The organism is Micromonospora gifhornensis (assembly GCF_016863515.1).
Classification (GTDB): domain Bacteria; phylum Actinomycetota; class Actinomycetes; order Mycobacteriales; family Micromonosporaceae; genus Micromonospora; species Micromonospora gifhornensis.
In genome coordinates this window covers 255,900-278,278 of record NZ_BOPA01000010.1, presented here as the reverse complement: position 1 = coordinate 278,278, position 22,379 = coordinate 255,900, and the positions used below count along the sequence as shown (strand labels likewise).

The window sequence follows — 22,379 nt, the reverse complement described above, 5'->3', positions numbered from 1 at the left end:
CGCGGTTAGAGGGTGCAGGTTATGAGGACGGGTTCGGGGTGGAGGGTTACGGCGAAGCGGGCGTGGACGCCGTCGCGGATCTCCCGGGCCAGGGTGAGGAGGGCTTCGGTGGTGGCGGTGCCGGTCTGGTTGGTCAGGGCGAGGGTGTGCTTGCTGGAGATGGCGACGCCCTCGGGGCCGGCGTAGCCCTTGCCGAAGCCGGCCTTGTCGATCAGCCAGGCGGCGCTGACCTTGACCAGGTCGCCCGCGCCCGGCCAGGCGGGCGGCTCACCGATGTCGGCGGCGTGCTGCCGGAGCACCTCGTACTCGGCGGCATCGAGGACGGGGTTGGTGAAGAAGGAGCCGACCGAACGGGTGTCGGGGTCGGCGGCGTCCAGCACCATGCCCTTTCCGGCGCGAAGCTCCAGCACGGTGGCGCGGGCGTGTGCGAGCGGCACCCGGTCACCGACCTCGACGCCGAGCGCGCGGGCCAGTTCCGCGTACCGGACCGGGCCGGACAGCGGCGAGCGGGCCAGCCGGAAGTCGACAGCGAGCACGACCCAGCGCTCGCTGTACTTGAAGATGCTGGCCCGGTAGGCGAAGCCGCAGTCGGCGGCGTCCAACAGACTGATCGTCCCGGCGGTACGGTCGTACACCTGCACGCCGACGATGGTCTCGGCGACCTCCTGGCCGTACGCGCCGACGTTCTGGATCGGGGTGGCGCCGGTGGAGCCGGGGATGCCGGACAGGCATTCCAGGCCGGACCAGCCGTTGCGCACCGTGGCGGCGACCAGGTCGTCCCACGGCTCGCCGGCCTCGACGCGGATGGTCACGGTCTGCTCGTCCTCGGTCAGCACCCGCAGGCCTCGGGAGCGGACCAGGATCACCGTGCCCGGGAACCCGGCGTCGCCGATCACCACGTTGCTGCCCCCGGCGAGCAGAAGCACATGTTCGCCCGCCTCGCGTACGTGCGCGACAATCTCCTCGGCGGTGGTTGCGGTGACGATCCGCCGGGCAGGTCCGCCGAGGCGCAATGTGGTGTATTGCGACAGTTCGCCGGGAATGACGGGTTGAGCGGCGGCTGTCGGCTGGGCGTAGACGTCAGGCACATCTTTCACCCTAGGCTGAGAGGTAGCCGTGGCACCCACTGGTGGCCCGGTCACCCCCGGGAGGATGGCGATGAGCAGAATGCACGGCAGCAAGGACTTCTGGATCGGTGCACTCCGCGCGGAGGGCCCGGCGTTCGCCGCCGCGGTCGCCGACGCCCCGCCCGAGACACCCGTGCTTTCCTGCCCCGGCTGGACGGTGACCGACCTGGCCCTGCACCTCACCGGCATCTACCAGTGGGTACGCGACGTCGCCGGGTCCGGCCGGGCCACCGCGCCGGAGCAACGCCGGTCGCAGCGCCCCGAACTCGTGCCGGGGCTCACCGCCGCACAGCAGTGGCAGCAGGCGTACGACGAGCTGATGGCCCTCTTCGACACCCTGGACCCGGAGGCCCCGGCCTGGAACTGGGCCCCCCAGCCGAAGAAGGCCGGCTTCTGGCCCCGCCGGATGGCCCACGAGACGGCCCTGCACCGCTGGGACGCCCAGCTCGCCATCGCCGCCGGCGAACCGATCGAGGCCAAGCTCGCGGCCGACGGGGTGAGCGAGGTGCTCGACACCTGGCTGCCGGCCGGTCGCCGGGCGGCGAGCGGTCAGTGGCGCGGGGTGGTTCGGCTCAGCGCGACCGACGCGGCGCAGGAGTGGTACCTGCGGCTGCGCGGTGAGGGGGTGGCGCTGCTGGACACCGGCACCATCCTCGATCACGACGAGCACCACGCCCGGGTGCACGTCAGCGGCACGGCGAGCGACCTGCTGCTGGCGCTCTGGGGCCGGGTCAGCTTCGACACCCTGTCCGTGGCCGGCGACCCCACCCTCCTCGACGGGGTACGCACCGGCTGATTGACGCCGTTACGGCGCAATGGCGGTTACCGGGCACCCCGGTAGCCGCCATTGCGCTGTAACGACGACCTCGCACCGATTGGCCGTGGCCATTCTGTGACCCCAGCCGAGAGAGCGCTCTCTTGACACGCCCCGGCGGGGGACGCAGGCTACGTGAGAGCGCTCTCAGACTCATCCACCACCACTCACCCACTGAGAGGGGTCACCAGACCATGGCCACTTTTCCGCGCCATCGCCTTGCGGCGGTCGCCTTGGCAACCGTTGGTGCGCTACTCGCCACCAGCGGCTGCGCCAGCGACGACGACGCCGCCGGCGACGGCCAGATAACGCTTACCGTCGACGTCTTCGGACAGTTCGGCTACGAACAGCTCTACCAGGAGTACATGGACGCCAACCCGGGCGTGAAGATCGTCGAGCGGGGCACCGGCGGCAACCTCGACGAGTACTCGCCGAAGTTGACCCAGTGGCTCGCCGCGGGCAAGGGCGCCGGTGACATCGTCGCCATCGAAGAAGGTCTGATGGTCGAGTACAAGGCCAACCCGGACAACTTCGTCAACCTGCTCGACCACGGGGCCGCCGAGCTCAAGGGCAACTTCCTGGAGTGGAAGTGGAACCAGGGGCTGACCGCCGACGGGCAGAAGCTGATCGGGCTCGGCACGGACGTGGGCGGCATGGCGATGTGCTACCGCACCGACCTGTTCGCCAAGGCGGGGCTGCCCACCGAGCGCGACGAGGTCTCCAAGCTCTGGCCGACCTGGGAGGAGTACATCGCGGTCGGCGAGCGGTTCAAGGCGGCAGACACCGGCGCGTCGTTCCTGGACGCGGCGACCAACACGTTCAACACCATCGTGCTGCAGACCGCTGGCAAGGCGCAGGGCTACCACTACTACGACACCAGCAACAACCTGGTGGTGGACAGCAACCCGGCGGTCAAGCAGGCCTGGGACACCACCATGAAGATCATCGGTGCCGGCCTGTCCGGCAAGTACGGCTCCTGGTCGGAGGAGTGGGTCTCGGCCTTCAAGCAGTCCAAGTTCGCCACCATCGCCTGCCCGGCGTGGATGACCGGGGTGATCGAGGGCAACGCCGGCGCGGAGGCCAGCGGAAAGTGGGACATCGCCCGGGTGCCCGGCGACGGCGGCAACTGGGGCGGCTCGCACCTGGCCGTGCCGGCGCAGAGCAAGCACAAGGAAGAGGCCATCAAGCTGGCCAAGTTCCTGACCAGCCCGCAGGGCCAGATCGGTGCCTTCAAGGTCAAGGGCCCGCTGCCGTCCTCGCCGCAGGCGCTGAGCGACCCCGCCATCGCCGAGGCCACCAACGCGTACTTCTCCGGTGCGCCGATCGGGACGATCTTCGGTGAGGGCGCGAAGACGTTGCAGCCGGTCTACATGGGCCCGAAGAACCAGGCGGTACGCACCGAGGTCGAGAACGCCGTCCGCACCGTCGAGCTGGGACAGCGTACGCCCGAGCAGGGCTGGCAGGACGCCGTCAACAACGCCAAGAAGGCCGCCGCCAAGTAACCGGCCCGACTGCCTCCACCCCCGCCGCCGATCCACCCCCGCCACGCTCGCCGAGCGTGCGTGGCCACCGGCCGGAGGATCGGCGCGGGGCGGGGGCGTGGAAAGGAGTCAACGGGTCATGGCGTTGCAGCTCGACGCGCGACCGCCGACCGCGCCGACACCGGGCCGGTCCCGACTGTCGCGGGCCGGCCGGCTCAGCCGGATCGACGCGAAGTACTCGCCCTACCTCTACATCGCCCCGTTCTTCGTGATCTTCGCGATCTTCGGGGCCTGGCCGCTGGCGTACACCTTCTGGGTTTCCTTGCACGACTGGGACCTGCTGGGCAGCAATCCCACATTCATCGGCGCGGACAACTACACCCGACTGCTGGCCGACAGCGACTTCTGGCACTCGGTGGTCAACACCCTCGGCATCTTCCTCCTCAGTACGGTGCCGCAGCTGCTGCTGGCGCTCTGGCTGGCCAACCTGCTCAACCGGCAACTGCGGATGCGTACCGGCTGGCGGATGGCGGTGCTGGTGCCCAACGTGACCTCCACCGCCGCCGTGGCGATCGTCTTCGGGGTGCTGTTCGGCCGCGAGTTCGGCATGATCAACTGGCTGCTCGACCTGGTCGGCATCGACGGGATCGAGTGGAAGTCCAACCGGTTCGCCTCCTGGGTGGCCATCTCCACCATGGTCGACTGGCGGTGGACCGGCTACAACGCCCTGATCTTCCTGGCCGCCATGCAGGCCATCCCCCGCGACCTGTACGAGGCGGCGGCGATCGACGGCGCGAACCGGGCCCGACAGTTCTGGTCGGTCACCGTACCGCTGCTCAAGCCGACGATCATCTTCTGCGTCATCATCTCCACAATCGGCGGGCTGCAACTGTTCACCGAGCCCCGGCTGTTCCACTCCGGCACCAACGCGATCCGGGGCGGGCCGCTGCGCGAGTCGCAGACGATGACCATGTACATGTTCGAGAACGCCTTCGCGCCGTACTACAACTTCGGCTACGGCTCGGCGGTGGCCTGGCTGCTGTTCGCCCTGATCGCCATCGTCGCCGCGATCAACGTACTGATCATCCGCCGGCTCGGTTCCTCCGCCCGACCGCCGGAGGCCAAGCGAAAGGGAGGGTTCCGATGAGCCGGCTGTGGCGGGCGAGCCCGCTGACGTACTTCGCGCTTGTCGCCGCCGGAGGTTTGTCGGTCTTCCCGATCTACTGGATGTTCGTGGTGGCCAGCCGCTCCAGCGACGCGATGGGGCAACTGCCGCCGCCGGTCACGCCGGGCGGCAACCTGGGCGCCAACATCTCCCGACTGTTCGCCAACACCGACGCGTACTTCCTGACCGGTCTGATCAACTCGGCGATCGTGGCGATCACGGTCACCGTCTCGGTGGTGTTCTTCTCCTCGCTGGCCGGGTTCGCCTTCGCCAAGCTGCGCTTCCGGGGCAGCAACGCGCTGCTGATGATCATCATCGCGACGATGATGGTGCCCACCCAGCTCGGCATCATCCCGCTGTACATGCTGATGACGAAGCTGAACCTCAACGACCGGCTGCCCGCGGTGATCCTGCCCGTCCTGGTCACCGGCTTCGGTGTGTTCATGATGCGGCAGTACGCCGGCCAGGCGATCAGCACCGAACTGATCGAGGCGGCGCGGGTGGACGGCTGCGGCACCGCCCGGATCTACTGGAACGTGGTGCTGCCCGCGTTGCGGCCGGCCATCGCGGTGCTCGGGCTACTCACGTTCATGACCACCTGGAATGATTTCCTGTGGCCGTACGCGGTGCTCAACGATCCGGAGAACCCCACCGTGCAGTTGTCCCTGCGGGCCCTGTCCGACGGCTACTACCAGGACATGTCCCAGGTGTTCACCGGTACGGCAATCGCCACGCTGCCGCTGCTGCTGGTGTTCGTACTGTTCGGACGGCAGATCATCGGCGGAATCATGGAAGGTGCGGTCAAATCGTGAGTGGAATCCGGTTCCCGGAGAATTTCCTGTGGGGGGCGGCGACGGCCGCCTATCAGATCGAGGGGGCGGCCCGCGACGACGGGCGCGGGGAGTCGATCTGGGACACCTTCAGCCGCACACCGGGCAAGGTGTACGCCGGGCACACCGGCGACGTCGCCTGCGACCACTACCACCGGTACGCCGACGACGTGGCGATGATGGCCGAGCTGGGCCTGCAGGCGTACCGTTTCTCGGTTTCCTGGCCCCGGATCCAGCCCGACGGCAGCGGCCCGGTCAACCCGCGCGGCCTGGACTTCTACGACCGGCTGACCGACGCGCTGCTGGGTCGGGGGATCGACCCGATCGTCACCCTCTACCACTGGGACCTGCCGCAGACGTTGCAGGACCGGGGTGGTTGGACGGCGCGGGAGACCGCCGAGCACTTCGCCACCTACGCCGCCGCCGTGTACGCCCGGCTCGGTGACCGCATCGGCACCTGGACCACGCTCAACGAGCCCTGGTGCTCGGCGTACCTCGGCTACGGCAACGGCGTACACGCCCCCGGGGTGCAGGACCCGGGTGCCGCCTTCAGCGCCGTGCACCACCTGCTGCTGGCGCACGGCCTGGCCACGCAGGCGCTGCGCGCGGGCGGTACCGAGCGGGTCGGCATCACCCTCAACCCGGCCGACGTACGCCCCGCCGACGCGGAGAGCGCCGCCGACGCCGACGCGGTACGCCTGGTCGACGGCCTGCACAACCGGATCTTCCTGGATCCGCTGCTGGTCGGCGGCTACCCCGACGACGTCCGTGAGCACGTGGCCCGGATCGTCGAGCCGGTGTTCGTCGTCGACGGCGACGAGAAGATCATCGCGGCGCCGATCGACCTGCTCGGGATCAACTACTACGCGCCGACCTACGTCGCCGGGCGACCGGACGGCGCGGGTGGCGGCGGCGCGTACCCGGGCACGGCAGCAGCGGTGGAGTTCCTGCCGCCGGTCGGCCCGCTCACCGACATGGGCTGGATGATCGAACCGGCCGGGCTGACCCGGCTGCTGGAACGCATCGCCACCGACTATCCGCCGGTGCCGCTGATGATCACCGAGAACGGCGCGGCGTTTCCGGACAAGGGCAGCTCGGACGGGACCAGCCAGGTGCGCGACGAGGACCGGATCGCGTACCTCGACGGGCACCTGCGTGCCGCGCACGAGGCCATCGCCCGGGGCGTCGACCTGCGCGGCTATCTCGTATGGTCATTGCTGGACAACTTCGAGTGGGCCGAGGGGTACCGCAAGCGGTTCGGCATCGTGCACGTCGACTACCTCACGCAGCGGCGTACACCGAAGTCCAGCGCCCGGTGGTACCAGGAGGTGATCTCCCGGAACGGGCTGTGACGAGGCGGTGGTTTCTCCGATGACGGGCGCGCAACGGCCCACTCTGGAAGCGGTGGCGCGGCGGGCCGGAGTGTCCCGGGCCACCGTCTCCCGGGTGGTGAACGGTTCCACCACGGTCGCCGAGCCGATCCGGGAGGCGGTCCGCCAGGCGGTGGCCGAGCTGGGGTACGTGCCGAACCTCGCCGCCCGCTCCCTCGTCACCCAGCGGACCGACTCGATCGCCCTGGTGATGCCGGAGGAGGCGACCCGGGTCTTCTCCGACGACCAGGTCTTCCCCGGCATCATCCGGGGCGCAGCCCAGGAGTTGGAGGCCGCCGACAAGCAGTTGGTGCTGATGCTGGCCGGCTCGCCGGCCGGGCACGAACGGGTCGAGCGGTACACCACCGGACGGCACGTCGACGGGGTGCTGTTCGCCTCGCTGCACGGTGCCGACCCGCTGCCCGCCAAGCTCGCCGCGCTGGGCATCCCGGTGGTGTGCAGCGGCCGGCCCCTCGACGGCGCGAACGTGCCGTACGTCGACGTCGACCAGGTCGCCGGGGTGACCAAGGCGGTACGCCACCTGATCGACACCGGTCGGCGACGCATCGCCACCATCGCCGGGCCGCAGGACATGGTCGCCGGCATCGAACGGCTGGCCGGCTACCGGGACACGGTGGCCGCCGCCGGGCTGCCGCAGATGGTGGCGGTCGGCGACTTCACCCGGGAGTCCGGTGCGGCGGCGATGCGGGAACTGCTCACCGCCCACCCCGACCTGGACGCCGTCTTCGCCGCATCTGACCTGATGGCGCACGCCGCCCTGCGTACCCTGCGCGAGGCGGGACGGCGGGTGCCGCAGGACGTCGCGGTGATCGGTTTCGACGACATCGAGACCGCCGCGTACACCGAGCCGCCGCTGACCACCGTGCGGCAGCCGATCGTGGAACTCGGCCGGCAGGGCACCCGTCTGCTGCTGCGCCTCGCGGCCGGCGAGGAGGTCGAACCCGCCCTCATCCTCCCCACCGAACTCATCCTCCGCGACTCCGCCTGAGGTGTAAGGAAGGGCACCTTGTTAACGCCTCCGGTAGAGCAAGGGCCCCTTATTAACAAACACTTATCGCCTGGCACCCGGCTCGGTGGGCGGCTAGCCTGCCCCGCATGTCCCACCCGGTTCGCCTGCTGCCCGTTCCCGCGCTCGCCGACGTCGCCCCGTACGCCTATCTGGCCACCGTGGAACCCGGTGCCCGCCTGGTCTTCACCGCGGGCGCCTGCCCGCTCGACGCCGAGGGCCGGACGGTCGCTCCCGGCGACCACGCGGCCCAGGCCCGGCAGGTGATGGCCAACCTGGAGACCGCCCTGGCCGCCGCCGGCGCCACGCTCGCCGACGTCGTCAAGAGCACCGTGTACGTGGCCTCCACCCGCCAGGAGGACCTGGTCACGGTCTGGGAGGTGGTACGGGCGGCCTTCGGCGACCACGACGCCCCCAGCACCCTGCTCGGGGTGACCGTGCTCGGCTACCGCGACCAACTCGTCGAGGTCGAGGCGATCGCCGCCATCCCCGCCTCCTGAACCCGCCCTCTGGGTGCATTTGTTGTCGTCCCAGGGACAACAAATGCACCCACATTGCGCTGCAATCGATCGATGCGGATGCCGAGCGACGATGCGGATGCGATGGAGTGGTTGCTGTTCGAGCAATCGGGGATGTTGAGCTGGGCGCAGGCGACCGCCGAACTGACTCCGGCGAAGGTGCGGCACCTGCTGGCGACCGGCCGGTGGGGCAGGGTGTGCCGCGGCATTCTCCGTGCCGCACCGCCCGGCGAGCCGTACCGCCGGGAGCAGCAGTGGTGGGCTGCGGTGCTGGCCGCCGGGCCGGGCGCAGTGCTCGCCGGGCTCGCGGCGGCGACGGCTGGCGGCCTGCAGGGCAAGTGGCGCTACGAGACCGTTGACGTGTTGGTCCCCCACCAGCGACGGCAGGCAGATCTACTGCGCCGTCTGCCGCTCGGCCTACCTGCGGTACGGGTACGACGTGCACGGCACCTGTTGGCCGAGGATCGGCAGCGTGGCCGGCCCGACCGTACGGCGATGGCACGGGCCCTCGTGGACGCAGCGCAATGGGTGCGTACCGACGACGAAGCGCAGCAGCTCCTGGCGGCGGGATGTCAGCAACGGCGGGTGACACCGGCGGAACTTGCAGCGGTCCTGGATCGGATGCCTCGGGCCGGGCGGCGCAGGCTGATCAGGGAGACGATCAACGACATCGCCGGCGGTGCGGAGGCGCTGTCCGAGATCGATCTGGTCCGGCTGTGTCGGCGGTACGGGCTGCCTGCACCACAGGCGCAGCAGCAACGCCGGGACACCGACGGGCGGCTGCGCTACCTGGACGCGTACTGGCCGCAGTGGCGGCTACACGTCGAGGTCGACGGTGGACATCACATGGACGCCCGACACTGGGCCGCCGATCTGCGTCGACAGAACCGGATCTGGATCGAGGGCGACCGCATCCTGCGGTTCACCGCCTTCGACATCCGGCACCGCCCAGACGAGGTCGCGGCGCAACTCCGCGCCGCCCTCACCTCAGCCGGTTGGCCAGGATGATCACCAATGCCACTCGCTTTGGGTGCACTTCTTGTCGCCCTGGCAACAACAAACGCACCCAGTCGCGTGGTGCCGGGCGGGAGCGGGCGGGAGCGGGCGGGTCAGGCTGGCGCGGGCCGAGAGAGCGAGCCGCGGCGGGTCAGGGGGTCGCGTGGACCTGCTTGGCGGTGGCGTGGGTGTCGGGGCCGAAGAGGACCAGCCGGGCCTCGGTGAGGTTGGTCGGGGTGGCCGCACGCAGCACCGTCAGGGCCTGGCGGACCGCGTCGGCGACCGGCCAGCCGTAGACGCCGGCGGAGATCAGCGGGAAGGCGATGGTGACCGCGCCCAGGTCGTCGGCGACGGCGAGGCTGTTGGTGTAGCAGTCGCGCAGCAGCGCCGAGCGGTCCTCGGTGGCCGACCAGACCGGGCCGACGGTGTGCACCACCCAGCGGGCCGGCAGGTCACCGGCGGTGGTCGCGACGGCCTGGCCGGTCGGCAGGCCCCGGCCGTAGCGGGAGGCGCGCAGCGCCCGGCATTCGGCGAGGATCGCCGGGCCGCCCCGGCGGTGGATGGCACCGTCCACTCCACCGCCGCCGAGCAGTGACGAATTGGCGGCGTTGACCACCGCGTCCACCCGTTCGGCGGTGATGTCTCCCTCGACCAGGGTGATGTCCACGGGTCAGTCCTCCGTGACGGGTTGGCCGAGGGCACGGCGGGCGAGCAGGGTGGCACCGGCGATCGCGGCCGGCATGAGCAGCACCGCGCCGAGCGGGATCAGGAAGCAGACGAAGACCGCCATCCCGAAGCCGAGCGCGGTGGGACGGTCGACCTTCAGCGCTGCCCGACGCTCCCGCAACCCCTTGCCGCGCCGGTAGAAGGGCGCGCCGACAAGTTCCACGGCGAGCAGCCAACCACCGACGGCGGCACCGATCACCGGTACCACCGTCTGGCCGAGCAGCGGAATGAACCCGGCCGCGAACAGCGGAATGCCGAACAGCGCTGCCAGGGCGACCAGCCGGATCGAGTCGGCGGCGCTGCGCCGCAGGGACGCCCAGAACGGCACCTCGACCGCGTCGGGCGCGCCGCCGTACCGCTGCTCCACCCGCTCGGAGATCTTCTCGTAGAACGGGTCGCCGATGACCAGGGTGACGGCGGTGAAGGTGAGCACAGCGAGCAGGCCACCGAGGCCGAGGACGGCCAGGCCGGCGATCACCCGGACCACCCTGCGGGCCGCCGTCGACCAGTCGTCGGCGAAGGGGGTCACCGCCGTGGCCAGGTCGCCGACGAAGGCGACCAGGATGGCGTACGCGGCCAGGAACAGCACGCCGGAGATCAGCGCCGGCACCACGCCGAGCAGCATCAGACCGGGATTGCGTACGTACAGCCCGATGCCACGCAGCAGGAACCCGGCACCATCGGCGAACCGCCGCGCGGTGCTCGTGGCGGTGCCGGACATCTCGGAAACGTTCACGCCGCTGAGCCTAGTCACCGGCCAGCACATCAACCGATCGACGGATCGTTCGGGTCAACCGGAGCCGAACGAGATCGTCTACAGCTGGTCGATCCCGTACCGGCCCGCCGCGGCGACGCTGTACGGGTAACCGAGCGAAGGGCGATGCGATGCCGGTGATCGAGGTGTCCCACCTGCACAAGCGGTACGGCGAGACGGTGGCGGTGCAGGATGTGTCGTTCGACGTCGCGGCGGGCGAGATCTTCGGCGTCCTCGGCCCGAACGGTGCGGGCAAGACCACCACCGTGGAGTGTGTCGCCGGGTTGCGCGTCCCCGACGGGGGCGAGGTGTCCGTCCTCGGGCTGGACCCTCGCCGGGACGCCACCCGGCTGCGCCATCTGGTGGGGGTGCAGCTACAGGAGAGCCGGTTGCCGGACCGGCTCCGGGTGGCGGAGGCGCTGGAAATGTACGCCTCGTTCTACCGCGACCCGGCGGACCCGGCCCAACTCATCGACGAGTTGGGGCTCGGCGAGAAGCGCAACACCCCGTACGACAAGCTCTCCGGCGGCCAGAAGCAACGGCTCTCCATCGCGCTGGCGCTGGTCGGCAACCCGAAGATCGCCATCCTGGACGAGTTGACCACCGGGTTGGATCCGCAGGCCCGCCGGGACACCTGGAGTCTGATCGAGCGGGTCCGGGATCGCGGCGTGACGATCGTGCTGGTCACCCACTTCATGGAGGAGGCCGAGCGGCTCTGCGACCGGCTCGCCGTGATCGACAAGGGGCGGGTGATGGCGTTGGACAGCCCGGCCGGGCTGGTCTCGGCCGTGGTACCCGACCAACGGATCCGGTTCCGCCCGTCCACTCCGCTCGACGATCACCTCCTCACCGGGTTGCCGCAGGTGACCTCGGTGACCCGCAGCGGCACCCAGGTGGTGGTGACCGGCACCGGTGACGTGCTGCACGCGGTCACCTCCGTCCTCGCCCGTAACCAGATCATCGCCGCCGACCTGCGGCTGGAGCAGGCCACGTTGGACGACGCGTTCGTCGAGCTGACCGGGCGCCGGCTCACCGACTGAGGGGAACGCCATGCACGCCTTCAGCCAGATCCTCAAGACCGAGGCACGGCTCTACCTGCGGGACACCTCGACGATGGTGCTCACCATCGCACTGCCCACCCTGATCCTGGTGGTCCTCGGACTCATCCCCACCCTCCGCCAGCCCACTGCGGATCTCGGCGGGCAGTCCTTCATCACCTACTTCACTCCGTCCCTGCTGGTGGTCACCCTGGCGATGGTCGGCGTGAACGTCCTGCCCACCGTGCTGGCCACCTATCGGGAGCGCGGCATCCTGCGCCGGCTGGCCACCACCCCGGCCAGCCCGCTGGCCCTGCTGCTGGCCCAACTGGTGCTGGCGCTGATCGGCATTCTGATCAGCGCGGTGCTGCTCGCCATGGTGGCCCGGCTGGCGTTCGGCGTACCGCTGCCGCAGCATCCGCTCGGCTTCGCCGCCGCCCTGGTCCTCGGCACCGCGGCGCTGCTCGCGCTGGGACTGCTTGTGGCGGCGGCCGCGCCCACCGCCAGGTCGGCCCAGGCGCTGACCGTACCGGTGTTCATGGTGGTGATGTTCTTCGGCGGCGTGTACCTGCCGAGGTTCCTGCTGCCCGACTTCATCGCCGAGATCGGCGCCTACGCCCCGCCCGGAGTACAGGCCCTGCTGGATGCCTGGACGGGCACCGCACCGCACCCGCTGCATCTGGTGATAATGGCGGTGGTCGCGGTGGCCGCCGGTGCTCTCGCGACGAAACTGTTCCGCTGGCAGTAGGCGGGGATCCGATGACCAGCAGCGGCGACCGACCCGACGACCGAATGGATGCCTGGCAGGTCCGGGAAGCGAATGTCTGGCGGGTGCTGCCCTTCGGAGGGCTGATCGTCGGCACTGTGCTGGCCGTCTTCGCGCCGACGCCGCGCAGTATCCCGTTGGCGGCCACCCTGACCGTCGCCGTGGCCGCTGCCTGCTGGATCGCCTGGTTCATCACCCTGCACCCGCGCTGGCAGAGCCGGCGTGCGCTGATGACGGTCTACTACCTCGGGCTGCTCGCATTCGCCGCCGTGCTGGTGGTCGCCAGTCCGTGGTACGGCTTCTTCGCCTGGATCGGATATGTGCACGCCTTCTTCCTGCCCGGCAGGTGGCGGATCGCCGGGGTGGTCGTCACCGCCGTGCTGCTCGCCACCTCGCAGAGCGGCGGCCTACCGGTTGTGTCGTCGCACTGGGCGATCTGGCTGGTGATGGTGATCTTCAACGTGACGATCGCCGGGGCGGTCAGCTGGTTCACCTACGTTTCCGAGCACCAGGGCGAGAAACGCAAGCGGCTGGTGGCCGAGTTGGCCGCCGCGAACCGCCAGCTCACCGAGACGGTACGGGAGAACGAGGGTCTGCACGCCCAACTCGTCACCCAGGCCCGGGAGGCCGGGGTGCTCGACGAACGGCAGCGGATGGCCCGGGAGATCCACGACACCCTGGCGCAGGGGCTCACCGGCATCATCACCCAGTTGGAGGCGGCCGAGCAGACCCGCGACCGTTCCGGTGACTGGCGGCGGCATGTGGACAATGCGCTGGCGCTGGCCCGGGAGAGCCTCACCGAGGCCCGTCGCTCGGTCCGCGCGATCCGTCCGGAGCCGCTGGAGGCCGCTCGGCTGCCCGACGCCCTGACCGAGCTGGGTGGACGCTGGTCCGCGCGGCACGGGGTACGGGCCGAGGTCAACACCACAGGCACCCCTCGGCCGCTGCATCCGGAGGTCGAGGTGACCCTGCTGCGGGCCGCCCAGGAGGCGTTGGCCAACGTGGCCCGGCACGCCGCCGCCACCCGGGTGGGGCTGACCCTGTCCTACATGTCGGATGTGGTGACCCTGGACGTCCGGGACGACGGCACCGGCTTCGACGCCGAGGCTGCCGCACCGAAGCCGGACGGCGGCTACGGGCTGACTGCCATGCGGCAACGGGTCACCGAGGTCGGGGGCCGCCTCGATGTGGAGTCCGAGCCGGGCGGCGGCACCGCGATCTCCGCGTCCGTGCCGGCCCTGCCGGGGGGTGTGGGGTGACCGATCCGGTACGCCTGCTGATCGTCGACGACCATCCGGTGGTGCGGGACGGGCTACGCGGCATGTTCACAGGTGATCCCGGGTTCGAGGTGGTGGGCGAGGCGGCCGACGGCGCCGAGGCGCTGGCTTTGGCCGCCCGGCACCGTCCCGACGTGGTGCTGATGGACCTGCGGATGCCCGGCATGGACGGGGTGACCGCGATCGGTCGGCTGGTCCGCTCGGACAGCACGGCGAAGGTACTGGTGCTGACCACGTACGACACGGACGCGGATGTGCTGCCGGCGATCGAGGCCGGTGCCACCGGCTACCTGCTCAAGGACGCCCCCCGCGACGAACTGGTTCGGGCGGTACGCGCCGCCGCCCGGGGCGAGTCGGTGCTCTCCCCCGCCGTGGCGGGTCGGCTGATGGGCCGGCTGCGCGCCCCGGCCGAGGAGCCGCTGAGCCACCGGGAACTGGAGGTGCTCACCCTGGTGGCGCGCGGCTCGACGAACCGGGAGGCCGCCGCCCAACTGTTCATCAGCGAGGCCACCGTCAAGACCCATCTGCTGCACGTGTACGCCAAGCTCGGGGTCAACGACCGGGCCGCCGCCGTGGCCGTCGCGTACGACAGGGGTCTGCTGACCCCCGGCGGACGCTGACCGTGCGGGCCGCGCGGCTGATCTCGTTGCTGCTGCTGTTGCAGGCGCGGGAGGCGATGACGGCAGCGGAACTGGCCCGGGAGTTGGAGGTATCCGAGCGGACGGTGTACCGGGACATCGTGGCGCTCTCCGCCGCCGGGGTGCCGGTCTACGCCGACCGGGGGCGGGCCGGCGGTTACCGGCTGCTCGGCGGTTACCGGACCCGGCTGACCGGGATGACCCGGGACGAGGCCGAGGCGCTCTTCCTCGCCGGGCTGCCCGGACCGGCCGGGGACATGGGGTTGGCCGACGCGGTAGCCGCAGCCGAGTTGAAGGTCCTCGCCGCGCTGCCGCCGAGCCTGCGCGACGCACCGACGCGCACCGGGCAACGGTTCCACCTGGACGTGCCCGGCTGGTACGCGCAGCACGCCCCACCGCCGTGGCTGGCCGACCTGGCCGGCGCGGTCTGGCGGGACCGGGTGGTGACCCTGCACTACCGGCGTGGCGATCAGGAGGTGACCCGGCGGGTCCACCCGTACGGTCTGGTCCTCAAGAGCGGCATCTGGTACCTCGTCGGCCAGGTCGACGCGGACCTGCGCACCTACCGGGTGGACCGGATCGTCGCTGTCGAGCCGCACGAGGAGACCTTCGACCGGGAACCGGACTTCGACCTGCCGGCGTACTGGCACGCACAGGCGGAGGCGTTCCTGCGGGGCATGCTGCGGGCCGAGGTGCGGATCCGGCTGAGCCCCGCCGGCCTGCGCCAGCTCAAGCACCGCAGCGACATCCCGTTCGGGTACGCCGAGGCGGTCGCCGCCGCCGGCGAGCCCGACGAGCAGGGCTGGGTCACGACCCGGCTGCCCGTCGAGTCCGTCGACGTGGCGTACACCCAACTGCTCGGGCTGGGCCCGGAGGTGGAGGTGCTCGACCCGCCCGACCTGCGCGCCCGGCTGGCCGAGGCGGCGGCCCGCGCCGCCGCCCTCTACACCGCCCCCGGCGACCGCTGACCCCCGCTGCTGACTCCGCCAGCGAGACCTGACAACCGACGTCAGGTTTCGCGGACGACAGGTGATCCGTCATGCTCCCCGCATGCACCTGCTGCTCTCCGGCATCGTCGGCTCGGTGGCGTACGGGCTAGCGGGGCCGGGCTCGGACGTCGACCGGATCGGCGTCTTCGCCGCGCCCACTGTCGCCTTCCACGGTCTGCACCCGCCGCGCGAGTCGGTGGTCAGCACCGACCCGGACACCACCCTGCACGAGGCCCGCAAGTGGTGCCGGCTGGCGTTGAGCGGCAATCCGACCGCCAGCGAGCTGGCCTGGCTCCCCGACGACTGCTACGAGACCCGTACCGAGTTCGGTGAGCGACTGATCGGCATCCGGTCGGCGTTCCTCAGTGCACCCCGGGTCCGCGAGGCCTACCTCGGCTACGCCGCCCAGCAGTTCCGCAAGCTGGAGTCCCGGGGTGACGGGACCTTCTCGTCGGAGACCCGGCGGCGCACCGCGAAGCACGCCCGGCACCTGGCCCGGTTGGTCCACCAGGGCCGACTGCTCTACGCCACCGGGATACTGGAGATCCGGCTCGCCGACCCGGAGTGGTTCCGCAGCTTCGGGGACCGGGTCGCCGAGGGCGCGCTGGACGAGGCACGCACCCTGCTCGCCGAGGCCGAACTCGACTTCGACCGGATCCGGACGCCACTGCCCGACCGGCCGGACGAGGAACCGGTGGAGCGCTGGCTGCTCGACGTCCGCGCCGCCCACCTGCCCCGCTGACCGGGCACACCTGCCGGGTCGGTCCGACCCGGGTCAGTCGGCCAGGCGGATGCGGACCCGACGGTTGGCCCGGCCCTTGCTCTCCACCTTGACCACCCGCACCTTGCCGATCTGGGCGGTGGAGGCGACGTGCGTACCCCCGTCGGCCTGCACGTCCAACCCGACGATGTCGACGATGCGGACCTCCGCCTCGTCGGGCGGGATCAGATTCGACTGGGTACGGATGATGTCCGGCAGGGCCAGCGCCTCCGCGCGCGGCAGCACCCGGGTGGCGACCGCGCGGTCGGCGGTCACCTCCGCGTTCACCAGTTCCTCGATCCGACTCTTGAAGTCCGACGGCACCTCGGGCAGGTTGAAGTCCATCCTGGCCTCGCCGGGTTCCATGTTGCCGCCGGTGACCAGGGCACCGAAGTCGCGGAACACCACCCCACAGAGCACATGCAACCCCGAATGGGTACGCATCAGCCGGGTCCGCCGATCGTCCTCCACCGCACCGGTGACGGTGGTGCCCGTCGGCGGCAACGGGTCACCCTCGGCGGGGATCAGCCACAGGTCGTCGGCCTTGCGGGTGCCCACGACCCGGGTCTGCACCCCCTGCCAGAGCAGTACGCCGTGATCCGGCGGCTGCCCGCCGCCACCCGGGTAGAACGCCGAGCGGTCGAGCACGATGCCCTGCTCGGGGTCGCTGTGCAGCACCGTGCACTGCCACTCGCGCAGGCTGGGATCAGCAAGATCGAGCCGGTGCGTACGGCCATGGTGTGTGACGCCCATGACAGGGCAGGCTACCCGTTGAGGAACTCGGAGATCCGGGCCCGCACGTCGGCGCGTTCCGTCCAGAGCACCCCGGGGCGGGCGTACCGGTGCAGGGTCGCCCGGGGCAGCGCGGCCGCAAGCTGCTCGGCGACCTCCACGGGATGCAGGTCGTCGCCCTCGCAGGCGATGATCAGCGCCGGAGCGGTGACCGCACCGAGCGCCCCGGCATCGGTGACGGGTGCCTGACCGGGCAGATCGGCCAGGCCTGCGGCGAGACCGTCGCGCAGCAGGTGATCGAGCCGCTGCCGCAGGTACGCCCAACCGGCCGGCGTGTTGCGTACCGCCGGTGGCATCTCCGCCGCGACCACCTCGGCCACCGCCGAGGCGTCCCCACTCTCCACTGCGGACAGCAGTTCGAGCAGCCGGGTCCGGGCGACCGGGGCACGCGGCTGGTCGAGCGCCGCAGGCAGGAAGAAGATGAGCCGCTCGAAGCGTTCCGGGCTCTCGACGAGCAGCCGGCACAGGGCACCCGCGCCGAGACTGGCGCCGAACGCCCGGGTCGCACCGGACAGATCGGCGACCGCCCGCAGATCCCGGGACAGGTCGAGATAGCTCCACAGACCTTCCGGCGCGTCCGAGCGACCGTGTCCACGGAACTGGAAGAAAACCTTGCGGCCGGTGACGCCGCTGCCGAAGGGACGGGTGACGGCGATGCCGTTGCCCAGCCCGTGAGCGAACACGGTGACCGGATCACCGGTGCCGGTGACCAGCCGCTCCAGCCGTACGCCGTGCGGCGTGGCGATCAGCTCGGTGTCCGGCTCGGGTAACGCCGGCCGTCCGCTGCGTGGCCCACCCGGGCCGGGCCCCCAGGTGCGAGGCCCACCGTCAGGTGGTGGTGGCCAGCGGAAAGCCCTCACCACGACCCTCTGTTGTCACCCAGTTCGCGTAGGCCGACCCGGACGTCGAGCAGATAGATCAGGGCCGCCGCGATGCCGATCAGCCCGAAGATGCTGAGCGTGGTCTGGGTGAGCAGAGTCAGCAGGAGAGTGACCGCGAGAATCGCGATCCAGCCACCCTTGGGCAGAGTGCCGATGGCGGGGAAGGCGTCGGAGCGCTGCGTGATGGCGTGCACGAGCGCGACCCCCTGCACGATCAGTGCGAACACGAACAGGATCAGGTCGATCACGAGGCGAACATCGAAGGCGAAGATCGGCGCGGCGTAGGCCATGACGGCAAGCTTATGCCGACGACCCCGGATCCGTCCGACAGGACGGTCACCGGGGTCGCCGGCAGGTGGTCACTCGGCGGCCGGACGGGTCCGCTTGGTGGCTCCGGGCAGCTTCGCCGACGGGGTTGCCGTCCGCTTGGCGGCCGGCTGCCGGGTCGTCGCCTTGGCGCGGGTGGCCTTCTTGGCAGCGGCCGGCTTGGCCTGTGCGATCTCGGCAACCTCGGCCGGGCTCGGCACCTCGGCCGACTCGACACCGGCGGCCGGCTTCTTCGTCGCGGTCGGCTTCTTCGTCGCAGCCGGCTTCTTCGTCGTATCCGGGGTCGTCTTCTTCGTCGCGGCCGGCTTGGTCGTAGCGGCGGCCTCAGTCGTCACGGCGGTCCCGGCCGCAGCGGCGGCCCCGGTCGGGGCGGCGGCCTTGGTCTTGGCGGCGGTCTCGGTCGTCTCGGCGGCCTCGGTCGTCTCGGCGGCCTCGGTCAGGGCGGGCGCGGCCTGCACGCTGGCCTGGGTGGCCTCGATGTCGGCGTTGACCGTGTCGGCGGCCTCCAGCACGCCGGTGCCGACCGCCCGCTCGCCTCGGGTCACGAGCTTGCTGTAGACGGCCATCGCGCGCTCCTGCGCGGCCTGGGCGCCGGCGACGACCACGGCGGCGTTACGGGCCGCCAGGCCACGCAGCCGGTCCAGATCGGCCGCCTCACGCAACCTGTTGAAGTCGGCGCTCTCCCGCAGCCGATCCAGGTCGGCCGCCTCCCGAAGACGGTTGAAGTCCGCGACCTCGCGCAGCCGGTCCAGATCGGCGGCCTCGCGCAGCCGGTTGAGGTCGGCAGCCTCACGCAGGCGCTTGAGATCGGCGGCCTCGCGCAGGCGGTTGAGGTCGGCAGCCTCGCGCAGGCGGTTGAGGTCGGCGTTGCGCCGCAGCGACTCGGCGGTCAGGTTGGCGTCGCGCAGCTTCTCGTTGGCCTTCTGGCGCAGCTCGAACCCGGCCACGACGGCCTTGCCGCCCAGGTCGTTGGCGACTCGGCTGCCGTCACTGGCGACCCGTTCGCCCAGCTCGGCGACCACCGCGGGCAGTTTGCGCAGCTGCTCCAGGGCGAGGTCACCGGCACCGGCGGCAGCGTAGATCGGAGCGGGGATACGGTTCGTCTTCGGCTGGGTCACGACTTCTCCTCTTCGGCCGCGACGGCGGCCTTGCGGACCACCTTGCGGGCGGCCTTCTTGGCAGGGGGGCGGGCCGGTGCCGGAGCGGGACCCGCCTCGGTCACGGCGACCGATTCAAGGACGGCCTCGGTCGGTGTGCCCTCAGGGGTGGTGGGGCCGGTCGCGGCCAGGTTGGCCACGTCGGGCGCGGTGATCGGCGCAATCTCCTCGCCGCCGGTGGCGGTGTCCGTACCGTCGACAGGGCCGACCGGAGCGGACCCGGCAGTGGCGGCAGTTCCGTCTGGGTTGGCGGTGCCGTCCAGGGTGGCGGTGGCCGGTCCACCCGGCGCAGCATCGGTCGCGGCAGCGGTGGCCTCCGCGAGCCGGGCGTTCTCCCGGCGGAAGGTCTCGTAGATCTGGGTGAGGGACTGCTTCTGCGCCATCGTCAGGTCCTGATCGACCGCGATGGCGGCCAGCACGCCCTGGCCCTCCTTGTCATCGAGCAGGCCGGCCCGCAGATACATCGCCGGCGTGGAGACCCGCAGCGCGCTGGCGAGTTGCTGGAGCACCTCGGCACTTGGTCGACGCAGCCCTCGCTCGATCTGGCTCAGGTAGGGATTGCTGACCCCGGCCTGCTCGGCAAGCTGCCGCAACGAGATCTTCGCGTTCCGCCGCAGGTCACGAATGAACCCGCCGACGTCGGGAAGGTCTTTGGAAGTGGCCATGACTCAACGCTAGCTCGCCCCGCTAGCACCTGCAAGCAATCCGCTAGCCACAGTTAGCAGCCTCACTCCCCACCCAAACCGCCCCCCTCACCCCCAAAACCCACACTCACACTCCGCACCCCCACCCCCACCCCCACCCCCACCCCCACCCGCACCCGCACCCGCACCCGCACCCGCACCCGCGATCTTGCACTTTCCGTCGGGACAAAACGCCATAAAAAGCGCGAGCCAGCGACCAAAAGTGCAAGATCGCGGGCAACAGGGGCGCACGGACCACATGGCGCGGGCGGACAGCGCCACGGGCGGGGCGGCGAAGGGAGGGGGGAAGGGAGGGGGTGGGGTTACCAGAGGGGGTGGGTGGTGCCTACGGGGAGTCCGCCGCCGAAGAGGGGTATCTCGGCGAACTCGGCAAGCACCGGGGCGTCGATCGCGAGCCGGCGGAGCGCAGAGGTCACCACGGGCATCCGGGCCCGCCCCGCACCGTCGTCGATCTTCAGCGCGAGGGCGCCGACGCCGGGCACGGCCGCGGCGATCACGCCCTCCGCGCCCACCTTGGCCAGCAGTCCGGGTACGCCGCGCATCAGCCGGGTGTCGTCCGCCTCGGTGCCGCCGACGATCTCCGGGTACGCCCGCATCGCGTCGGCCACCGTCCGCTCCAGGGTTCCGGTCTCGGCCGACACCAACCGCAGGTACGCCCGGGCGAGCCCGGTCAACGACACCGCCAATACCGGTGCGCCGCACCCGTCCACTCCGACCGCCGCCGCCTGCTCACCGGTCAGGTCCTCGATCGCGTCGCGCAACCGCTGCTGCAACGGGTGCTCCGGCCGCCAGTAACCATCCACCGGCCAACCGGCGGATCGGCAGGTCAGCAGCATCCCGGCGTGCTTGCCGGAGCAGTTCATCTGGATCCGGGTGGGGCCGCCGCCGGCTCGCAGCACCGCCTCCCGCGCCTGCTCGCCGACGGGCAGATCCGGCGGGCAGTGCAGCGCCTCCTCGTCGAGCCCGGCATCGGCGAGCAGCCGGGCGACCCGGGCCAGGTGGAACTCCTCCCCCGCGTGGCTGGCCGCCACCAACGCCAGGTCGGCGGGGTCGGTCAACGGCAGCCCGGCCCGGAGCATGCCGACCGCCTGCATCGGCTTGTTCGCAGAACGCGGGAAGATCGGCCCGCTCACGTCACCGGCCGCGTCGAGCACGGCACCCGTGGCGTCGAGCACCACCACCGAGCCGCGGTGCACGCCCTCCACGAAGTCGGACCGGACCACCTCGGCGAGCGGCACGCCGCCCGCGTACGTCTTTCCCACGGTGTGGACGGTACCGACGGTTGATGGGGTGCCGACGTCGGGGTGAGCAGGGACTCCCCCTCCGGGTGTACAGCGACGCCCGGCGGGGCAGCCCTTACCGGCCGAGCAGTTCGCGGGCCTGGGTGGTGTTCAGCGGTGGACGCTGGGCGAGCTGGGCGAAGCCGACCGCCCGGGCGACCAGCTGCATGTTCGACTCCACCGGGCGTCCCTTGGCGTACGTGACGGTGTCTTCCATACCGACCCGCAGGTGGCCGCCGGTCGACAGTGAGGCCAGCATCACCGGGATGGTGCTGCGCCCGACGCCGGTCGCCGAGAAGGTGGTGCCCTCCGGCAGGTCGCGCAGCATCTGCTGAGCCGCGACCAGGGTCGCTGTGGTGCCGGGCATACCGCCGGGTACGCCCATCACGAAGTCCACGTGCACGTGGCCGCCGTGCGGCAGGCCGTACCTGTCCAGCAGGCGGCGCAGCGCGGTCAGGTGACCGAGGTCGAAGATCTCGTACTCCGGCACGATGCCGCGTTCCTGCATCCGGGTGTGCAGGTCGACGATGAACTCCCAGCGGTTGAGGAAGACGTCGTCACCGAAGTTGACGGTGCCCATGGTGCAGGAGGCCATGTCCGGTGCGGCGTCCAGCACGGCGAGCCGGTCGGCCTCCGGGTCGGTGACCGCGCCGCCGGTGGAGAGCTGCACGATCAGGTCGGTGCTCTCCCGCAGTGCCGACACGGTGGCCCGCAGTCGTCCCAGGTCCAGGGTGGGCCGGGCCTCGTCGTCACGGATGTGGACGTGGATGATCGAGGCGCCCAGCGCCTCGCACTCCGTGGCGGTCAGCAGCAGTTCGTCCAGGGTCACCGGCAGCGCCGGCACCTCCGTCTTGGCCGACTCCGCGCCGGTGGGGGCAACCGTGATCAACGTCCCTGTTGTCATGCCGGCGATCCTAGAACGCCCGCTGAAGGTACTTGTGTTAACAGGGGGCCCCGCCTCTA

The 22,379-nt window shown here is 71.0% G+C and carries 23 protein-coding genes and 1 pseudogene; 14 read left to right on the top strand and 10 right to left on the bottom strand.

Annotated features, from left to right (window positions below; all coding sequences use genetic code 11):
* Nucleotides 1–5 precede the first annotated feature (5 nt).
* A complete protein-coding gene (locus tag Vgi01_RS05815) occupies nt 6–1,088 on the bottom strand; it encodes a UDP-N-acetylmuramate dehydrogenase (protein WP_204290368.1) in 1,083 nt (360 codons plus the stop codon).
* A 70-nt stretch (nt 1,089–1,158) separates the two neighbouring features.
* Between Vgi01_RS05815 and Vgi01_RS05810 the strand changes: the two genes are divergently transcribed.
* The 8 genes from Vgi01_RS05810 to Vgi01_RS05775 all read left to right on the top strand — a co-directional run bounded on the left by Vgi01_RS05810 (nt 1,159) and on the right by Vgi01_RS05775 (nt 9,340).
* Nucleotides 1,159–1,923, top strand: a complete 765-nt coding sequence (locus tag Vgi01_RS05810; protein ID WP_102658172.1) for a maleylpyruvate isomerase family mycothiol-dependent enzyme — start codon at nt 1,159–1,161, stop codon at nt 1,921–1,923.
* A gap of 212 nt (nt 1,924–2,135) precedes the next feature.
* Complete coding sequence (locus tag Vgi01_RS05805) at nt 2,136–3,443, top strand: ABC transporter substrate-binding protein (RefSeq protein ID WP_204290367.1); 1,308 nt, start codon at nt 2,136–2,138, stop codon at nt 3,441–3,443.
* Between the two features lie 118 nt (nt 3,444–3,561).
* The gene (locus tag Vgi01_RS05800; protein WP_204290366.1) at nt 3,562–4,569 is read left to right on the top strand and encodes a carbohydrate ABC transporter permease; all 1,008 of its coding nucleotides are present in this window, start codon (nt 3,562–3,564) and stop codon (nt 4,567–4,569) included.
* On the top strand, nt 4,566–5,399 hold the full coding sequence (locus Vgi01_RS05795; protein ID WP_102658175.1) for a carbohydrate ABC transporter permease: 834 nt from the start codon (nt 4,566–4,568) through the stop codon (nt 5,397–5,399). Before Vgi01_RS05800 ends, Vgi01_RS05795 begins: the two co-directional genes overlap by 4 nt.
* The gene (locus tag Vgi01_RS05790) at nt 5,396–6,769 is read left to right on the top strand and encodes a GH1 family beta-glucosidase (protein ID WP_204290365.1); all 1,374 of its coding nucleotides are present in this window, start codon (nt 5,396–5,398) and stop codon (nt 6,767–6,769) included. The genes Vgi01_RS05795 and Vgi01_RS05790 overlap by 4 nt, the downstream gene beginning before the upstream one ends.
* Nucleotides 6,770–6,788: 19 nt before the next feature.
* Nucleotides 6,789–7,796 (top strand): LacI family DNA-binding transcriptional regulator, encoded by a 1,008-nt coding sequence (locus Vgi01_RS05785; RefSeq protein WP_102658177.1) that lies wholly within the window; start codon nt 6,789–6,791, stop codon nt 7,794–7,796.
* A gap of 107 nt (nt 7,797–7,903) precedes the next feature.
* Nucleotides 7,904–8,314, top strand: coding sequence for a RidA family protein (locus Vgi01_RS05780; RefSeq protein WP_102658178.1), 411 nt, complete (start codon nt 7,904–7,906; stop codon nt 8,312–8,314).
* Nucleotides 8,315–8,386: 72 nt separating this feature from the next.
* Nucleotides 8,387–9,340 (top strand): endonuclease domain-containing protein, encoded by a 954-nt coding sequence (locus Vgi01_RS05775; RefSeq protein ID WP_204290364.1) that lies wholly within the window; start codon nt 8,387–8,389, stop codon nt 9,338–9,340.
* A 139-nt stretch (nt 9,341–9,479) separates the two neighbouring features.
* On the opposite strand, the gene Vgi01_RS05770 is transcribed toward Vgi01_RS05775, so the two are convergent.
* Nucleotides 9,480–9,995 carry an O-acetyl-ADP-ribose deacetylase gene (locus Vgi01_RS05770; RefSeq protein ID WP_204290363.1) on the bottom strand — a complete coding sequence of 172 codons (516 nt, stop codon included), beginning with the start codon at nt 9,993–9,995 and terminating at the stop codon, nt 9,480–9,482.
* A gap of 3 nt (nt 9,996–9,998) precedes the next feature.
* Nucleotides 9,999–10,775 carry an EI24 domain-containing protein gene (locus tag Vgi01_RS05765; RefSeq protein ID WP_102658181.1) on the bottom strand — a complete coding sequence of 259 codons (777 nt, stop codon included), beginning with the start codon at nt 10,773–10,775 and terminating at the stop codon, nt 9,999–10,001.
* A 164-nt stretch (nt 10,776–10,939) separates the two neighbouring features.
* On the opposite strand from Vgi01_RS05765, the gene Vgi01_RS05760 reads away from it, so the two are divergent.
* The 6 genes from Vgi01_RS05760 to Vgi01_RS05735 all read left to right on the top strand — a co-directional run bounded on the left by Vgi01_RS05760 (nt 10,940) and on the right by Vgi01_RS05735 (nt 16,257).
* Nucleotides 10,940–11,848, top strand: a complete 909-nt coding sequence (locus Vgi01_RS05760; RefSeq protein ID WP_204290362.1) for an ABC transporter ATP-binding protein — start codon at nt 10,940–10,942, stop codon at nt 11,846–11,848.
* Nucleotides 11,849–11,858: 10 nt separating this feature from the next.
* Nucleotides 11,859–12,593, top strand: a complete 735-nt coding sequence (locus Vgi01_RS05755) for an ABC transporter permease (protein WP_204290361.1) — start codon at nt 11,859–11,861, stop codon at nt 12,591–12,593.
* A gap of 11 nt (nt 12,594–12,604) precedes the next feature.
* On the top strand, nt 12,605–13,870 hold the full coding sequence (locus Vgi01_RS05750; RefSeq protein ID WP_102658184.1) for a sensor histidine kinase: 1,266 nt from the start codon (nt 12,605–12,607) through the stop codon (nt 13,868–13,870).
* Complete coding sequence (locus Vgi01_RS05745) at nt 13,867–14,508, top strand: response regulator (protein ID WP_204290360.1); 642 nt, start codon at nt 13,867–13,869, stop codon at nt 14,506–14,508. Before Vgi01_RS05750 ends, Vgi01_RS05745 begins: the two co-directional genes overlap by 4 nt.
* Nucleotides 14,509–14,510: 2 nt before the next feature.
* Nucleotides 14,511–15,494 (top strand): helix-turn-helix transcriptional regulator, encoded by a 984-nt coding sequence (locus Vgi01_RS05740; RefSeq protein WP_204290359.1) that lies wholly within the window; start codon nt 14,511–14,513, stop codon nt 15,492–15,494.
* 82 nt (nt 15,495–15,576) lie between these two features.
* A complete protein-coding gene (locus Vgi01_RS05735; RefSeq protein WP_204290358.1) occupies nt 15,577–16,257 on the top strand; it encodes a nucleotidyltransferase domain-containing protein in 681 nt (226 codons plus the stop codon).
* Between the two features lie 33 nt (nt 16,258–16,290).
* On the opposite strand, the gene Vgi01_RS05730 is transcribed toward Vgi01_RS05735, so the two are convergent.
* From Vgi01_RS05730 to Vgi01_RS05700, 7 genes and pseudogenes are all read right to left on the bottom strand, one after another.
* A complete protein-coding gene (locus Vgi01_RS05730) occupies nt 16,291–17,028 on the bottom strand; it encodes an alanyl-tRNA editing protein (RefSeq protein WP_204290357.1) in 738 nt (245 codons plus the stop codon).
* 11 nt (nt 17,029–17,039) lie between these two features.
* Entirely contained in the window at nt 17,040–17,927 is an 888-nt protein-coding gene (locus Vgi01_RS05725) for an alpha/beta fold hydrolase (RefSeq protein ID WP_102658197.1), read from the bottom strand.
* A complete protein-coding gene (locus Vgi01_RS05720) occupies nt 17,924–18,238 on the bottom strand; it encodes a DUF2516 family protein (protein ID WP_013736126.1) in 315 nt (104 codons plus the stop codon). The genes Vgi01_RS05725 and Vgi01_RS05720 overlap by 4 nt, the downstream gene beginning before the upstream one ends.
* A 564-nt stretch (nt 18,239–18,802) precedes the next feature.
* Nucleotides 18,803–19,393, bottom strand: a pseudogene (locus Vgi01_RS31600) (hypothetical protein); the annotation flags it as partial.
* Entirely contained in the window at nt 19,390–20,097 is a 708-nt protein-coding gene (locus tag Vgi01_RS05710; protein ID WP_204290355.1) for a helix-turn-helix domain-containing protein, read from the bottom strand. The gene Vgi01_RS05710 and the pseudogene Vgi01_RS31600, both read right to left, overlap by 4 nt.
* A gap of 341 nt (nt 20,098–20,438) precedes the next feature.
* Nucleotides 20,439–21,398 (bottom strand): asparaginase, encoded by a 960-nt coding sequence (locus Vgi01_RS05705; RefSeq protein ID WP_204290354.1) that lies wholly within the window; start codon nt 21,396–21,398, stop codon nt 20,439–20,441.
* A 94-nt stretch (nt 21,399–21,492) separates the two neighbouring features.
* The gene (locus tag Vgi01_RS05700) at nt 21,493–22,320 is read right to left on the bottom strand and encodes a beta-keto acid cleavage family enzyme (protein WP_204290353.1); all 828 of its coding nucleotides are present in this window, start codon (nt 22,318–22,320) and stop codon (nt 21,493–21,495) included.
* Nucleotides 22,321–22,379: the final 59 nt, after the last annotated feature.

Excerpts from the sequence above, each read along its gene's own strand:
- Vgi01_RS05750 (WP_102658184.1), top strand. The coding sequence starts at position 12,605 with ATGACCAGCAGCGGCGACCGACCCGACGACCGAATGGATGCCTGGCAG.
- Vgi01_RS05755 (WP_204290361.1), top strand. The coding sequence starts at position 11,859 with ATGCACGCCTTCAGCCAGATCCTCAAGACCGAGGCACGGCTCTACCTG.
- Vgi01_RS05720 (WP_013736126.1), bottom strand. The coding sequence starts at position 18,238 with ATGGCCTACGCCGCGCCGATCTTCGCCTTCGATGTTCGCCTCGTGATC.
- Vgi01_RS05800 (WP_204290366.1), top strand. The coding sequence starts at position 3,562 with ATGGCGTTGCAGCTCGACGCGCGACCGCCGACCGCGCCGACACCGGGC.
- Vgi01_RS05730 (WP_204290357.1), bottom strand. The coding sequence starts at position 17,028 with ATGGGCGTCACACACCATGGCCGTACGCACCGGCTCGATCTTGCTGAT.
- Vgi01_RS05765 (WP_102658181.1), bottom strand. The coding sequence starts at position 10,775 with ATGTCCGGCACCGCCACGAGCACCGCGCGGCGGTTCGCCGATGGTGCC.
- Vgi01_RS05700 (WP_204290353.1), bottom strand. The coding sequence starts at position 22,320 with ATGACAACAGGGACGTTGATCACGGTTGCCCCCACCGGCGCGGAGTCG.
- Vgi01_RS05760 (WP_204290362.1), top strand. The coding sequence starts at position 10,940 with ATGCCGGTGATCGAGGTGTCCCACCTGCACAAGCGGTACGGCGAGACG.
- Vgi01_RS05795 (WP_102658175.1), top strand. The coding sequence starts at position 4,566 with ATGAGCCGGCTGTGGCGGGCGAGCCCGCTGACGTACTTCGCGCTTGTC.
- Vgi01_RS05785 (WP_102658177.1), top strand. The coding sequence starts at position 6,789 with ATGACGGGCGCGCAACGGCCCACTCTGGAAGCGGTGGCGCGGCGGGCC.
- Vgi01_RS05775 (WP_204290364.1), top strand. The coding sequence starts at position 8,387 with ATGCGGATGCCGAGCGACGATGCGGATGCGATGGAGTGGTTGCTGTTC.
- Vgi01_RS05780 (WP_102658178.1), top strand. The coding sequence starts at position 7,904 with ATGTCCCACCCGGTTCGCCTGCTGCCCGTTCCCGCGCTCGCCGACGTC.
- Vgi01_RS05735 (WP_204290358.1), top strand. The coding sequence starts at position 15,577 with ATGCACCTGCTGCTCTCCGGCATCGTCGGCTCGGTGGCGTACGGGCTA.
- Vgi01_RS05805 (WP_204290367.1), top strand. The coding sequence starts at position 2,136 with ATGGCCACTTTTCCGCGCCATCGCCTTGCGGCGGTCGCCTTGGCAACC.
- Vgi01_RS05810 (WP_102658172.1), top strand. The coding sequence starts at position 1,159 with ATGAGCAGAATGCACGGCAGCAAGGACTTCTGGATCGGTGCACTCCGC.
- Vgi01_RS05710 (WP_204290355.1), bottom strand. The coding sequence starts at position 20,097 with ATGGCCACTTCCAAAGACCTTCCCGACGTCGGCGGGTTCATTCGTGAC.